Raw genomic sequence first — 13,477 nt, forward strand, 5'->3', positions numbered from 1 at the left:
AGCGCGCAAAACTTATACATATTCCCCTGCAATTGGTATGAGCAGTGGGCGAGTGGCTTAGTCCGGATAGAGCGTTAGCCTCCTAAGCTAATGGTCGGGGGTTCAAATCCCCCCTCGCCCGTAAGGACATTTTTAGGGCAGGTTAATTACCAAACGGCCAGATACGTGATCCCTAACGTATGGGCCTCGCAGGATTTTTCACCATTACCCGCCCGGCAAACTCGTTTGTCGCCGGGCTTGCGGCAGTCGTCGCGTACCTTATTGCCACCGGTACGCTCGTGCCCGGTGTCATCCTGCTCATGGCCGTTGTCACCCTCATTACCGCAGCCGGGAACGTGATCAACGATTACTTCGATGCGGAGATTGATGCGATCAACCGCCCCGAGCGTCCCCTCCCATCCGGCACCGTGAGCCGGAACGCCGCACTGGTGTATGCGGGAGTCCTGTTTTTCCTTGGCATTCTCCTGAGCGGGTTTACCTCTCCGCTCTGCCTGGTAATTGCCCTCTTTAATGCCGTGCTCCTTGTCGCCTATGCGGCCCGGCTCAAGAGCACGCCGTTTTTCGGGAATGTAGCGGTCTCGTATCTTGCGGCAAGCATCTTTCTCTTTGGCGGGGCGCTTGCCGGCGGGGACCGGCTGCTGGACATGCTGCCCCTTGTCGTCATCACGTTCCTTGCGATGCTCGCCCGGGAACTCTTAAAAGATGCCGAGGACATTGAAGGGGATCGCGCCGGGGGAGCCGATACCCTGCCCATCCGGATCGGCGTACGAAAGACCGCCCTTCTGGCATTCATCTTTACGGTCGCGGCCATCGCGGCAAGCATGCTGCCCTGGTTCTGGTGGGGGGCATGGTATCTCCTTGGCATCGCCCTCGTCGACATCGTTATCATTGTAGCTGCAGTCAGGGCGCTCGGATGCACAGATCCCGCCCGGCTCAAAGCGGCCGGATCGACGAACCTTCTCAAGATCGGGATGTTTGCCTCCCTTGTCGTATTCACGCTGTCCGCAGTGTACCTGTGAACTGCCCTCCCACCCGGGCGACAACAACCTTTATGCACAAGGTCATGCCTCATCTACCTTGATACTTCATGGCAAACGTCATCAGAAAAGGCAGCACGTATTATGCCCCCAAAGGGTCGTATTACGAAGGCAATGTCAGGATCGATGGCGATTTTATCGTGCCCGCCCGGACTCATTTCTGGGGAAGGCTTGTCGTGACGGGAAGGCTTGAACTGGGGCTGAAATCAAGCGTTGCCCTCGACGTGGAATGCGGGAGCGCGATCGTCGGGAGCCATGCCCGGGTCAAGGGGCCGCTCGTTGCAACCGGGGATGTCACCCTCCTCGATCACTGCGTGGTCTATTCAGTAGCAGCCGGTGGGAATGTTATCATCAGGCCCGATGTCCATGTCGGCGATGTAACGAGCAGCGATATGATCCTCGTTCACGGCAAAATAAAGAGCGGAAAATTAACCGGCAAGAGTATGAAGGTCATCGGGAACTGAGGCCGGATCGAGTCCCAGCACCGCTACCTCGTAAATATCCTGCCAGTTGACCAGCGTTTCCACGCACCCTTCTTTTAGAGTCACAACCCCCATCGCAACAAGGCCGATCTTGTCGGCCATGTCGATCCCTTCTTTTACCTCGGTCAGGCAGCCGACGCCGATGATTGCCTTCGGGTGGTATTTTTTGACCATCCGTTTGATAAACGACGATCCCGGTATGATGAAGACCCGGTATCCCAGTTTTTCTAAGGAGAGCCGGGACTCCCCCACCGTGCACTGCCCGCAGTTCACGCATTTGAGACCCTCCGGGGTGAGGTGGGCCGGGCACTTTGCGTTTCTCAGGCACTGGGGGAAGAAGACCGCACGTTCGGCCAGAGGAACCTGGGAGAATGCACTGGCATTCATCGTGTTGTGGATCTTGATCAAAAACGTGAGCATCTCCCTGTCTTCGAGACCGAGGAGCCGGAAGAACCCTTTCATGAAGCCTTCAAAAAAGACGATGCCCGCCTTGATGAGCCGGGGAAAATACAACCGTCCTTTCTTTATCGAGTAAAGGGAGATGACGACAAGGACAAACGATATCAGGAGTGCTGCGAGGATAAAAATGACGGTCGCTTCGCCGATAATATACACAGCGCTGTGCCAGGGACCGAGATCGAATTCCATTGCGGGCAGATCCTTCTTGTGAGAGATTAATAGGCGTTGTTTTCAGATAAGAGTGCGCCGATATCCACGGGCGGCCGGATGACACCCTTTTCGGTGATAATTGCGCTGACCAGGTTCATGGGTGTCGCATCAAACGCGTAGTTCTTCACCGGTACGCCCTCAGGGATCAGGGTCCGGTTTCCTACGACTGCGAGCTCCTCGCGCCCCCGCTCCTCGATGGTCACCTCTCGTTCCATCCGGGTAGCATCGAACGTTGAGAGCGGGGCGGCAACGTAGAAGGGAATGTCGTGGTGGCGGGCGCAGACGGCATGCATGTAGGTGCCGATCTTGTTAAAGACCGCATCGACGGTGATCCGGTCCGCCCCGACAATCACGGCATCGATTGCCCCGGTGCGCATGATATGCGCCGCTGTGGAATCGGTGATAACCGTGACATCGATCCCGTCCCGGGCAAGCTCCCACGCGGTGAGCCGGGCACCCTGGAGGAGCGGCCGGGTCTCGCAGGCGATCACCTTTACCTTCTTTCCGGCCTCGACAGCAGACCGGATCACACCCAGGGCCGTACCCCACGAGGAGCAGGCGAGTGCTCCCGCGTTGCAGTGCGTGAGCACGGTGCACTGGTCAGGGAGGAGTGCGGCGCCATAATCGCCAATAGCATGGCAGCAGCGGGTATCTTCCACGGCGATTGCCTTTGCTTCGTCAAGAGCGGCTTTTTGTGCGGATGCCGCACCGGGAGCGGCGAGCACCCGTGCAAGCACCCGGTCGACCCCCCAACTGAGGTTAACTGCGGTCGGACGGCTCTCACGGATGCGCCCCGCCTCGTGTCGTACCGCCGGGACAAACGCGTCAGGCGATGTACCGGTACAGGTAATCGCAGCAAGGGCGACCCCGTAGCCCCCGGCAACCCCGAGCGCCGGTGCTCCCCGGATCTCAAGCCGTTTGATCGCGGTGATCAGCCGGTCGACCGTGGTACATTCTGCAATAACATACTGCGTGGGAAGCAGTGTCTGGTCGATGAACCGGATCCCCGGGAGTGCATCGTCCCACCAGAGCGTGGCGGTCTCCCTCACCGGGATCGCGCCCTTGTTGCCGTTGCTTTTTTCGTCTCGATAAACGCCCGCATCGCCGCCGATTCCCCTGATGCCACGCTGTCGGGGATATCTTTAGGTGCAATCGCGGTGCCGGCGACAAAGATACCCGGCTTCATGGTGCCCACGGTATCCATCGCGTCGTGCACCGATTTGATAAACCCGGTCTCTTCGAGAGGGAGGCCAAGTTTTTCCGCGAGTGCTGCCGTCGCATCCGTCGGCTGGATGCCAACCGAGAGCACGACAAGGCCCGGGTGAAGAACCTGTATCTCCCCGTTCTCGGTGTTCTCTACCTGAAACCGCAGGCTGCTGCTGTTTTTGTCGGCAAGCACATCGGAGGGCAACCCCCGCACGAACCGGACCCCGACACCCTTTGCCCGCTCATAGTACTCCTCGTAACCCTTCCCGTAGGCGCGGACGTCCATGTAGAAGATGGTCACGTCAATCTCCGGGTGCTTCTCTTTGATGAGCATCGCGTTCTTCATCGCCTGCATACAGCAGACGCAGGAGCAGTAAGGCCGCTTAAGGGGCATGTCCCGTGAACCCACGCACTGGATAAACACAATGCTTTTTGGCTCAGTCCCGTCGCTTAAGCGCCGGATCTTCCCGCCGGTCGGGCCGCTTGCGTTGATCATCCGCTCCAGTTCGAGGCTGGTAACCACATCGGGGAATTGCAGGTACCCAAGCGGGGACTTTTTCCGGGCATCGAAGACCTCGTACCCGGTAGTGACGACAATACTTGCGGCCTCGATTTCGATCTCCTTTTCCGCATCTTCGCGCAGGATCGCCTGAGGTCCGCAGATATCGTAGCAGAGCCCGCACTCGATACAGTGCTCCTTGTCCTTCACCACCCGGTCGGGGACAGCCTGCGGGTAGGGCTTGTAGATTGCCTTACGGACGCCCACTCCCGCATCGAACCGGTTGTAAACCTCAACCGGGCAAATCCCGATACAATCGCCGCAGCCGGTGCAGGTATCCATGTCGATGTAGCGCGGGTGCTCGCGGATGGTGACCTGGAAATGCCCGGCTTCACCTTCCACTTTTTCCACTTCTGAAAGAGTATGAACCCGGATATTTGCATGCCTTTGCACATCCACCATTTTCGGCGAGAGGATGCACATGGAGCAGTCGTTTGTGGGAAACGTCTTGTCGAGCTGCGCCATGTGGCCGCCGATGGTGGGCTCCCTCTCGATCAGGTGTACGATGACACCGAGGTTTGCGAGGTCGAGCGCTGCCTGGATACCGCTGATCCCGGCTCCTATGACGACAACGTCACCCATGGACATATTCCCCGGCGAGCCTGACATAAGACTGGGCATTTTCAAGAATGTGTGCACGCTGGGCCGGGGTGGTCTCTTTGAGCACCCTCCCCGGGATCCCGATCACGACCGATCCGGGCGGGACCTGCATGCCTTCAGTAACGACCGCTCCTGCGCCGATCAGGGAATCATCCCCCACCAGTGCGCCGTTTAACACGATCGCGCCCATCCCGACCAGCACCCGGTCGCCGATGGTGCAGCCGTGGAGGATTGCCCCATGCCCCACGGATACATCGTTCCCGAGCACGGTGGGAAAACCCTTGCTTGTGTGGACGACGCAGTTGTCCTGGACATTGGACCGGTCGCCAATGACGATCCGGTCCTTGTCAGCCCGGATGACCGCGCCAAACCAGATGCCCACATCTTTTCCAAAGGTGACGTTTCCCACCACCGTTGCATTGGGTGCAGCGAACAGCGGTGTGCCAGCGATCTTCCCATCCATACCCATATTATCATAGGAACTTAACGTACAGACAGTATGAAGGTTATGGTAGGGGGCACCTTTGACCCGCTTCACGACGGCCACAAACGGCTCCTGACCCGGTCGTTTGCGCTCGCCGGGCCTGATGGGCAGGTCGTGATCGGGCTGACCACTGACGCATTTGCGAGCAGGAAAACTCATCCGATTCACCCGTTTGCCGAGCGTAAAGCCGACCTTGAGAAGTTTATTGCTGAAAGCATCACTACAAAAGCCGCAGGGAACAAGTATGCGACGCACTGGGAGGTCGAGTCGCTCAGCGACCGGTTCGGTTCGGCGCTCGACGCGGATTTCGACGCGATTGTCGTCTCTGAAGAGACGCTTCCCGTCGCTGTCGAGATCAACCGGATGCGGCGTGAGAGAAAATTACGCAAGGTGGACATCCACCAGATTACCTGCGTGCTTGCCGAGGACGGCCGCTGGATCTCGTCTACCCGTATATGGCGCGGCGAGATCGACGTCCACGGCCACCTGATCCCACCAGCAAAATCCGGATAATAAAACCCGGGGAAAAAAGGATGTATCCGGAGTGGGCTGTCCCGTCCGGGTATCCCGTCATATGATGTAACTGGTCAGATCTTTTGTGATGACCGAATCGCAGTAAAGGCAGCGCAGGCCTTTTCCCTCCGGCAGCACCTCGAACCTGCTCTTGATCGGTTCGTTCGTGCGGGTGATGCAGCCGGGATTTGGGCACCGCACGCTCCCGACAATCAGGGTCGGGATCTCGACGCCCTGCTTTTCGCAGACCTTGAAGTTCCTGATGATATTGATGGTTGCGCGGGGGGAGATAAGCGCGATCCGGTCGACCTCTTCTTTCGAGAGTTCCCGGTTGGAGATCTTGACAATGTCTTTTTTGCCCATGTTCTTGCTTGGGACATTGGTCGCGATCGAGAGCGCTTCCGGGGTCGTCCCGATAATCCCGAGGATTTTTATCACATTGAGCGCCTCGCCGCCATCGATATGATCGATCACGGTGCCGTTTTTGATCCTCCGTACAAGGAGTCCCTCCCCTTCATCATCGCTGGTCTCTGCAGGTACGATATGTTTCATCCCATCACGTCCAGGAGCATCGCCATTCTCACGGGCACCCCGTTTTTCGACTGCTCGAAGTACCGGGCATGGGGCGAGGCATCAAGCCGGGGGTCGATCTCGTCCACCCTCGGGAGAGGATGCAGGACGATCAGGTGCTTTTTTGCCCCGGTAAGGAGTTCGGGGGTGATCCGGTAACTGGAGGCGACATTGAAGTACGAGGTCGAGTCCGGGAACCGTTCCCGCTGGATCCTCGTGACATAGAGGACATCCACATCGTTTATCACCTCGTTAATATCCGTGTGCATAATAATCTCCATGCCTTTTTCCGCAAGGCCGGCGGCAAGGGTGGGTGGCAGTTCGAGGCCGGGGGGCGAGATCGTGTGGAGCCGGACCCCGTAGAGGGAGAGTGCGGAGGCAAGCGAGTGGGCAGTCCTCCCGTACCGCAGGTCTCCTATCAGCGCCACATCAATCCCATCGATAGGCATCGACTGCCTGATGGTGTAGAGGTCAAGAAGCGTCTGGGACGGGTGCTGGCCGGCGCCGTCCCCGGCGTTTATAACCGGCACCTTCGCGAATTCCGCTGCAAGCCGGGCCGCGCCCTCCTTGGGGTGGCGGATAACAATCGCATCCGCGTACCCGCTTACCACCCGGATCGTGTCGGCAAGCGTCTCGCCCTTTGCAATTGAGCAGGCCTCGACACTGCTCACCGATATCGAGGAGCCGCCGAGGCGCGCCATCGCGGACTCAAAGGACATCCGTGTACGGGTACTTGGTTCAAAAAAGAGGACGGCAAGGATTTTGCCGTCAAGGGCGTTTTTGGTATATTTCTTTTTCTCGATCTGTTGTGCATGATCCAGCAGACGATCGATTGCGCTGCGGTCAAAATCCCCGATAGATATGATGTGATGCGTGGCAACTCCTCCCGGCGCTTTTGATATGGAATATGTATCATTTAAACCCTAATGTACCTATCCACCCTCCTTGCAGGTATCGGGCTGGAGGTCAGTCAGGCAGCAGTACACCCGGGATTTCCGACAGGAATGACAGTATCCGATAATTACCCAGGGTTAAAAACCAAAATACCCGGTTTTTACGGGAGGGTCCGGGCATGCAGATACCGGTTGTGCGGCCGGTAATTGGCCAGGATAAAGTGGCGGCGGTGTCAGATGTGCTGATGTCCGGGATGCTTGCAGAGGGCGAGAAGGTTGCCGGAATGTTGCCGGTCCCCTTGGATCGATCTTTTTTCGGGCGCATATATGGAACGAGGCGCCGTTTACCGGGTACGGGGCTTTGGAGGAGGCCATCTTTTCAAGAGGGAAGAGTTTTTCCGGATTCTTCCTCGTTCCATGGGATTACGCCGCGATTGTCGGGGCTAAAAGCCCGGAAGAGAAGGCACAGGGAGTTGTTTTCCTCCTCTTTCCCGGGCTGCCCTTTTTTCTAGAGAGGGTGGATCGTTCTTATGAGGTGTGGGCCCCCGGGTGTCATGCGGGGGTCCGGTGATTCCTGATGCGTTACCTGCATTCCTGCAGGCCTGATCCATTGGTTGCACCGGTCTGCATATAAAACACGGGAAGTTGGAAAAAAACACCCCGTTCTTTTCCAGTCATCCCTGCGAATTGTCCTGGATCTGGCTGTATTGCCGAACAATTCCGGAACCTATAAGCGGCAGACCATTGTAGTTACCAAGAGAGATGTATCCCGACCGGACCGTATTTGGAAAAATTGTCGATGAAGAGCCGGATCTCTCCCAGCCCGGGAGGGAGACGCTGCGGGCACTGTACGACGGTCCCTTAAAGATCCGCCAGATCCTCTCCATGGTCAACGCTTCAAGGCCGGCAGAGTCAAAGGAAGCAGCAAAGGAGCGCACGATCTCCGAATCCGCGCTCAGGAAACGCCTTGAGGTGCTGATTGGCCGGGGGATCATCGCCCGGGCCGGGAGCGAGCGGACCAACCCCTATTATTTCATCCGCCGATCATGGCTGTTCAACCGCTATATCCTGATCCGGTGCAGGGAGAACCCCTCCGGGGGGCTTCTCGACTTAAGGATCCTGCTTGGCGAGATCTCCCGGGAGACCCCGGGCGGGAAACCCGATACCGTCCAGCCCCGCGTTATATCTGCCATCGGCGAGCGAACCGAGCGGAGCCACGAGGTGGAAGCGGCGTACCGGGCGTTCCGCGAACGGCTGGGAGATCCCAACGCGATCGGTGATTATCTCGAAGGCATCTATGATGCGATCTTTACCGGCGCGGTTCCCGCGAGCGATATCGACGGTTCGCTCGCCCGGGATTTCCTCAGGTTTGTCGCAACGGCTCCCCCCGAGGAGCACGAGGTCAGGTTCTTTTTCTGGTATGCGCAGTTCTTCCAGACGCTCGACCTGTACGAGGCGTCTTCGGGGATCTTTGACTGGGGTGTCGGGCTTGCCACAGAACGGGGACTGCCCTTACATGCAATCCTTGGCGAGGCTCGGATCACGCGGGGCAGCATCCTCCTGCACCTCAACAACCTTGCCGGGGCAAAGGATGCATTCCTTGCCGATTCCCGCGAGAGCGGTGCCGGCCCGTTTGTACAAGGAAAGAACCTGTTTGGCGCCGGGGAAACAGAGCTGATCTGCGGGGATACTGCCCCCGCGCTTGCCCCGGCCCGGTTTGCCCGGGCGCTCGAACTGGTTGCAAAGGCGGATCCGGATCATACCAACCCCGATGTGGACGAACTCAAAGGGGATATCCTGCGCAGGACTGGGACGCTCCACCGGATCAACGGGCAGTACGACAAGGCAAGGGAGTGCTACGCAGCCGCGGACGCCATCTACCAGAACGATATGTTCCGGGGGCGGGCACTGCTGCTTCCGGAGCGGGCGGAGCTGGAACGGGCCTGTGCTGTTGCTGCCACCGATGTTGCGGCTGCTGACCGTTACTTAAGAGAGTCCGCGAGCCTGTACGATGAGGCAAAGACCGCCGCCCAGCGTATCAGGATCATCAGCCGGTTTGCCTACGCACTGATAGGCGAATGCGAACTCGCCCGGGTGGCCTCCCGGAAATTTAACAGGCCGCTGCCCGGGGATCTCGCCGCAAAATACGCAAACGCGTTTGATATCTCCTGCCAGATCGGTTCGAAATGGGGGATGGTCCAGTGTTTCCTCTCCGAGGCGCTGCTCTACCATACGATGGCCGAAGAGTTCCCGGACAAGTACGCCGATACAGCGGGAAAACTGGAACAGGCAGAGGCCTATGCCCGGGAACTCGGGCTGAAAAACGAGCTGGCAGTTATCCGAAGGATCAAGATGCATATCTCCCCGGCATGCGAGTTAAACCCGCTCGTTTTCCTGTAACCCTGTTTTACCAGAACAGAACGGGGGGATGCCTAAAAGGATCGGGGCACCCTCGCTGGTGGGCGGTTTTTTACGGACGACGGCGCACGAACGAGAGATTATACAAAGAATGCGGCGAGCGGCCCGGTGGTGGCGGTAACAGCGACGAGGAGCAGGATACCTGCCAGGTGAACGGCGAGGGGGATCTTCATTGTTGCCTGTTCGTTTCCTTGTGCGGGGGTTGTGATGCAGGGTTCGGTCATGATACTTCCTCTTTCTTTTGCTGATCCAATGCTTGACCCGGGCATGGTATAAAGCGCGGGAAGTTGGAAAATTTCGGGCGGGAATTTTCTCACAATGGTGGTGTTCGGGCCGGTACTATGGCGCGCCTTTCGTGTCCACCGCGCTTTCCGGGCGGGCAGGTATCCCATTTGGTGAGTTCGTGGACCCGGGCCGGCCGGAATGCTGATACTTTTTCCGGCCCGAAAAATAAATTCCGGATTTTTTTTGGCCGCGAAAATTTTTACCGGCCCGGGCAATCCGGATTTTTTTGTAAAACACCGGAACAGCCGGAAAATTCACGTCGAAACTAAAAAAATATTGTCGGTTGTACATCCGATTATCGTATAATTATCCGATAATCGGCTGGTTAACTTACACTTCTTTTTCGGCTCGAAAATATTTTTCCCGGATTTTTTCCGGAGCAACCCGCTTTAGCACAGCGTTTCCAGCACAGTTTTGACCAGAGTGTTCGTGGCAGGGTCGGAACCGAAACGGAACGCCATCCCTCCCATTTCGGTGAGCCGGTAGTATTTCTCTTTCCTGTTCTCCCCGGAACTGACCTCTTCAGTAAGTCCCGCGTCCACAAGAGCGACCATAAACCCGGAAAATGTCGGCTGGGTAAGTTCATCTGCCGCCTTCCTCCCTTTCTTATAGATCGCGGCCGGCGGATCTTTTCGTGCCCGCGCCATCACGTAGAGCGGCCAGAGCTGCTGGTAGAGATACTGCCGCGACACGGGAACCGGGGCCGTTGTTTTCTTCTCGTTTCTGCCATGTTTTACCAGCAGCGCAAGGATCGTCTGGTAGTTGGGGTTTGCGAGCATTGCCCGGGCCGGCAGGTACGGGAGCGGGACGGACCGCGGAACCCTCTCATCGAATGCCGACCGGATCTCCCCGTTTACCCACGGGGCGAGGGCAAGGAGCGCCATGCAGAGCGGTTTTGATCCGCCCGAGAGGTCGAAGGTGTACCGTGCGCCGGGATGTTCCCGGTGAATTCGTGTGAGCGCGTCGCGGACGGCCGGGTATGCAGGAGCGGAGATGACCTCGTTTGAGAACGGGATGCCGATGGATGTGGAGGTATTCTTTGCAGCGGAGATCGCGTTCCTGACCGTAAACCTCGCTTTTTCAATCTCGGGATCCGCGTGTCTGAAATAGAGGGTGTTGTCGGAAAAGACGTACGTCCGGGTGATGCCGGGATAATCCCGGAATGATGCGGTGTAGGTGGTGGCGATGTCGTCACCGGCGGTGATGATGTGGACGTGTTCCTGCGATGGCATGAATCCGGATCTGAGGGCGGGGATTAAATGGTTGTAGGTTGGCGGGCGGGTTCCGGGGGAAGCCTGTCAGGGTCGTGGTATGCCAGCGGGATATGCGTCACCTGTATGGTGCTCACCGAATCCCGTATTTTTTCATGATCTCTTTTTCCGGGATCAGGTTGCCTTTCCGAACATCATCCAGCGATTCTTCAAGTCCTGCAAGTGTCTCTTCGCTTAAGCCCTCTTCATCGACCGCGAGCGTGACCAGGCGCACGATGACATCGTTGTACGATTCTCCTGGATGACGTTTGAGGGCGGCGAGCTGCTCTTTGAGGTCTGCCCGGATTGAGATTGTGCTTGCAGCCTGCATGATAACACTACTCTGCACCTCGGGATAGTATGTTTGTGGTGTCTGGTATGCCCCGAACCTCACTCAATTCCGGAATGTGCCGGGAGAATCCCGGGGGTGAGCAGGTACTTTTTCCGGGAGTCCTTCCGATTATGTTACTTCCGCTCCCACAACACTGATAATATAAGAATCTTATATTCTAAGTTGTGAGCGCATATGTCTGACACGACTCTTGTCAAGGTCTCATCAAAAGGCCTCGTCACCCTCCCCAAGAAGATCCGGACGGATCTCGATATTCATGACGGGGATTACCTGACCATTTCCTCAGATAAGGACAGGATCATCTTCCGGAAAGCAAAGATCGATGTCGATTACGAGAATCCGGACGATGCCTGGAAGGATTACGCGAAGAACAGGTTGGCGCATGACTGATCCGGCACAGGGCGCCGTTGTCCTTGTGGATTTTTCCTATTCCAACCAGATCCAGTCAAAGGTTCGCCCGGCGCTTGTCGTGAGCAATTCCCGGTATAACAGGATCTCCCGCGATGTGATTGTCGTAAAAATCACCACGAGGAAACCAAAGATGATGGCGGCCAGCCTGACAAACGAGGATCTCAAGGAAGGATCGTTGGACCATCCCAGTTTTGTCCAAGCTGATGGGATCTATGCGTTGGAGAAAGAACTGATCTGCGATACCCTCGGTATCGTCAGGCCGGAAAAGATGGAGGAGATTCGGGGATTGGTTTATGATCTGCTTGCTCCGGATTCCGTTAGCGGGGTTTAAATGGTTTGTTGGGGAATGGAAGGATTTTTTAAATTAATAGAATTAAGTGAATGAATTGTGATTTATATGCCGGAATTAGAAACCCTTTCCCTAGATGAAGTGATCAATCGTATTGTTGCACTTAACGAAGGTTTAACTGATTTCTGGACACAATCGGGTGGCTGGGCTCCGATCGAATCAGCCCAATTATTGAGTAAATCACGTCTTGATTGGCAAGTATCCCTTTCAAGAAGTTTAAAAATCTGGTTAACTGTACCACTTCCTGATGAAGAAAATGGTCGCTTAATTCTTGCTTGGGCTAACTTAGGAACTCTCGTAGAAGGCACACTGAAACTATTCTTGTCTGTGTACTATAATGATTATAAGAAGGATAATAAGTCAATTAAACGTAAGAAAAAAGATTTGACAGATCCTGATAGTCTTTACTTCCAAGAAATACGTCTATTTTTTAAAAAGAGAATCTGGTGTAAGGGAGGTTATAATTGGAATACATGGATAGAAAAAATCCAGCAACGACGTAATGCAATTCACGCTTATCAAAACCGGGATATTGGGACTTTTGATGAATTTTTTGAGGATATACGACAGTACCTGATATTTTTACAAGAAATAAATGCTCGACTTCCATACCCGGATGACATTTATGTACCTCGGGAATATTGACTGATTTAACCCGATGATAAAACCCCACAATCCCGATTAATCAAATGGTATGAGGGTTCCCCGCCTCAGGGCCTATCCGAGGTACGGCGGGGCAAGAGAGTTTTTGTGGTACTTTACCGACACGGGGGCATCCCTTTGGGGGCGGTGACACGCATCGATCATGTGAGGTGTGATGAGAATGTTCTTGTCCTATCTAAACGATCTTTGTAGAAAATCTATCGGCAATCATTTTGGCAGCGTTTTTTAGAGAAGTATTTACTAAAAGAATTTCTACCGTGACAAATTAGAACTCTGCAAACTATGTTTTGATCTAAAAAAGTTTATCGGAATGAGAAATGCACAATAAAATATGCTTTATATATCATTTTCTGAGGGATTCGTCTTTTTTGGTGCAATTGTTTTAGGAGCAATCATTGGTATAGTGAGTAGTTTTCTCGTTGAATCCTCATATCAAATATTTGAGCGAGTTTTAAAAGAAATTCGAGTTGTCGTTTTTATATGTTCACTTGTGGTATTTGTTGCATTGGTCGGGGTTAGTTTATACTATTTTGTTGTTTTATCGAATGTTGATGATGCATCTACGATAAGTCTGAATTCAACTTGTCCCTCTCAAAACATTACTTATGTTGTCAACAACTACAATTACACAATCACACAGATAATTGTTAAAAATCCGAATTTAATTCCACCTTTAGAGGAATTGAAAGGATTTATACAAAAGAAGCCCGTGCCAAGTTCAGGTTACCAAAATTGA

At 55.1% G+C, this 13,477-nt stretch carries 18 protein-coding genes and 1 tRNA gene; 10 read left to right on the top strand and 9 right to left on the bottom strand.

Annotated features, from left to right (window positions below; genetic code table 11):
- The first annotated feature begins 46 nt into the window (after positions 1-46).
- The 3 genes from WCX19_RS01065 (at position 47) to WCX19_RS01075 (ending at position 1,501) form a co-directional block, all read left to right on the top strand.
- Positions 47-121 (top strand) — tRNA-Arg (locus tag WCX19_RS01065).
- Between the two features lie 58 nt (positions 122-179).
- The gene (locus tag WCX19_RS01070; protein ID WP_373003683.1) at positions 180-1,019 is read left to right on the top strand and encodes a geranylgeranylglycerol-phosphate geranylgeranyltransferase; all 840 of its coding nucleotides are present in this window, start codon (positions 180-182) and stop codon (positions 1,017-1,019) included.
- A gap of 68 nt (positions 1,020-1,087) precedes the next feature.
- Positions 1,088-1,501, top strand: a complete 414-nt coding sequence (locus tag WCX19_RS01075; RefSeq protein ID WP_373003686.1) for a polymer-forming cytoskeletal protein — start codon at positions 1,088-1,090, stop codon at positions 1,499-1,501.
- On the opposite strand, the gene WCX19_RS01080 is transcribed toward WCX19_RS01075, so the two are convergent.
- From WCX19_RS01080 to WCX19_RS01095, 4 genes are read right to left on the bottom strand one after another with little or no spacing between them, the layout of a single operon-like run.
- Complete coding sequence (locus WCX19_RS01080; RefSeq protein WP_373003689.1) at positions 1,466-2,167, bottom strand: DUF116 domain-containing protein; 702 nt, start codon at positions 2,165-2,167, stop codon at positions 1,466-1,468. The genes WCX19_RS01075 and WCX19_RS01080 overlap by 36 nt on opposite strands.
- A gap of 26 nt (positions 2,168-2,193) precedes the next feature.
- Positions 2,194-3,237 (bottom strand): S-methyl-5-thioribose-1-phosphate isomerase, encoded by a 1,044-nt coding sequence (mtnA, locus tag WCX19_RS01085; RefSeq protein ID WP_373003692.1) that lies wholly within the window; start codon positions 3,235-3,237, stop codon positions 2,194-2,196.
- Positions 3,234-4,535: an FAD-dependent oxidoreductase gene (locus WCX19_RS01090; RefSeq protein WP_373003695.1), complete on the bottom strand. Its 1,302-nt coding sequence runs from the start codon at positions 4,533-4,535 to the stop codon at positions 3,234-3,236. The genes mtnA and WCX19_RS01090 overlap by 4 nt, the downstream gene beginning before the upstream one ends.
- Positions 4,528-5,016, bottom strand: coding sequence for a gamma carbonic anhydrase family protein (locus tag WCX19_RS01095; protein WP_373003697.1), 489 nt, complete (start codon positions 5,014-5,016; stop codon positions 4,528-4,530). Before WCX19_RS01095 ends, WCX19_RS01090 begins: the two co-directional genes overlap by 8 nt.
- A 36-nt stretch (positions 5,017-5,052) precedes the next feature.
- Here WCX19_RS01095 and WCX19_RS01100 point away from each other — a divergent pair, with 36 nt between their 5' ends.
- Positions 5,053-5,550, top strand: a complete 498-nt coding sequence (locus WCX19_RS01100; protein ID WP_373003700.1) for a phosphopantetheine adenylyltransferase — start codon at positions 5,053-5,055, stop codon at positions 5,548-5,550.
- 57 nt (positions 5,551-5,607) lie between these two features.
- Here the strand turns inward: WCX19_RS01100 and pyrI are convergent, their stop codons facing one another.
- Together pyrI and pyrB are read right to left on the bottom strand one after the other, a co-directional pair.
- Complete coding sequence (gene pyrI / locus WCX19_RS01105) at positions 5,608-6,102, bottom strand: aspartate carbamoyltransferase regulatory subunit (protein ID WP_373003703.1); 495 nt, start codon at positions 6,100-6,102, stop codon at positions 5,608-5,610.
- Positions 6,099-7,022, bottom strand: a complete 924-nt coding sequence (gene pyrB, locus WCX19_RS01110) for an aspartate carbamoyltransferase (protein ID WP_373004224.1) — start codon at positions 7,020-7,022, stop codon at positions 6,099-6,101. Before pyrB ends, pyrI begins: the two co-directional genes overlap by 4 nt.
- Positions 7,023-7,374: 352 nt before the next feature.
- Between pyrB and WCX19_RS01115 the strand changes: the two genes are divergently transcribed.
- Positions 7,375-7,584, top strand: coding sequence for a hypothetical protein (locus WCX19_RS01115; protein ID WP_373003706.1), 210 nt, complete (start codon positions 7,375-7,377; stop codon positions 7,582-7,584).
- A gap of 191 nt (positions 7,585-7,775) precedes the next feature.
- The gene (locus WCX19_RS01120; protein WP_373003709.1) at positions 7,776-9,413 is read left to right on the top strand and encodes a hypothetical protein; all 1,638 of its coding nucleotides are present in this window, start codon (positions 7,776-7,778) and stop codon (positions 9,411-9,413) included.
- A gap of 98 nt (positions 9,414-9,511) precedes the next feature.
- On the opposite strand, the gene WCX19_RS01125 is transcribed toward WCX19_RS01120, so the two are convergent.
- The 3 genes from WCX19_RS01125 to WCX19_RS01135 form a co-directional block, all read right to left on the bottom strand.
- Positions 9,512-9,655 (bottom strand): hypothetical protein, encoded by a 144-nt coding sequence (locus WCX19_RS01125; protein ID WP_373003713.1) that lies wholly within the window; start codon positions 9,653-9,655, stop codon positions 9,512-9,514.
- A gap of 450 nt (positions 9,656-10,105) precedes the next feature.
- Positions 10,106-10,948 (bottom strand): hypothetical protein, encoded by an 843-nt coding sequence (locus WCX19_RS01130; RefSeq protein WP_373003716.1) that lies wholly within the window; start codon positions 10,946-10,948, stop codon positions 10,106-10,108.
- A 112-nt stretch (positions 10,949-11,060) separates the two neighbouring features.
- The gene (locus tag WCX19_RS01135; RefSeq protein WP_373003718.1) at positions 11,061-11,297 is read right to left on the bottom strand and encodes an antitoxin VapB family protein; all 237 of its coding nucleotides are present in this window, start codon (positions 11,295-11,297) and stop codon (positions 11,061-11,063) included.
- A 195-nt stretch (positions 11,298-11,492) separates the two neighbouring features.
- On the opposite strand from WCX19_RS01135, the gene WCX19_RS01140 reads away from it, so the two are divergent.
- The 4 genes from WCX19_RS01140 to WCX19_RS01155 all read left to right on the top strand — a co-directional run bounded on the left by WCX19_RS01140 (position 11,493) and on the right by WCX19_RS01155 (position 13,477).
- Positions 11,493-11,708 carry an AbrB/MazE/SpoVT family DNA-binding domain-containing protein gene (locus tag WCX19_RS01140; RefSeq protein ID WP_373003721.1) on the top strand — a complete coding sequence of 72 codons (216 nt, stop codon included), beginning with the start codon at positions 11,493-11,495 and terminating at the stop codon, positions 11,706-11,708.
- Entirely contained in the window at positions 11,701-12,060 is a 360-nt protein-coding gene (locus tag WCX19_RS01145) for a type II toxin-antitoxin system PemK/MazF family toxin (RefSeq protein WP_373003724.1), read from the top strand. Before WCX19_RS01140 ends, WCX19_RS01145 begins: the two co-directional genes overlap by 8 nt.
- A gap of 66 nt (positions 12,061-12,126) precedes the next feature.
- Positions 12,127-12,723 (top strand): hypothetical protein, encoded by a 597-nt coding sequence (locus tag WCX19_RS01150; RefSeq protein WP_373003728.1) that lies wholly within the window; start codon positions 12,127-12,129, stop codon positions 12,721-12,723.
- 349 nt (positions 12,724-13,072) lie between these two features.
- Positions 13,073-13,477, top strand: a complete 405-nt coding sequence (locus WCX19_RS01155; protein WP_373003731.1) for a hypothetical protein — start codon at positions 13,073-13,075, stop codon at positions 13,475-13,477.

The organism is Methanoregula sp. (assembly GCF_041663825.1).
GTDB lineage: Archaea > Halobacteriota > Methanomicrobia > Methanomicrobiales > Methanospirillaceae > Methanoregula.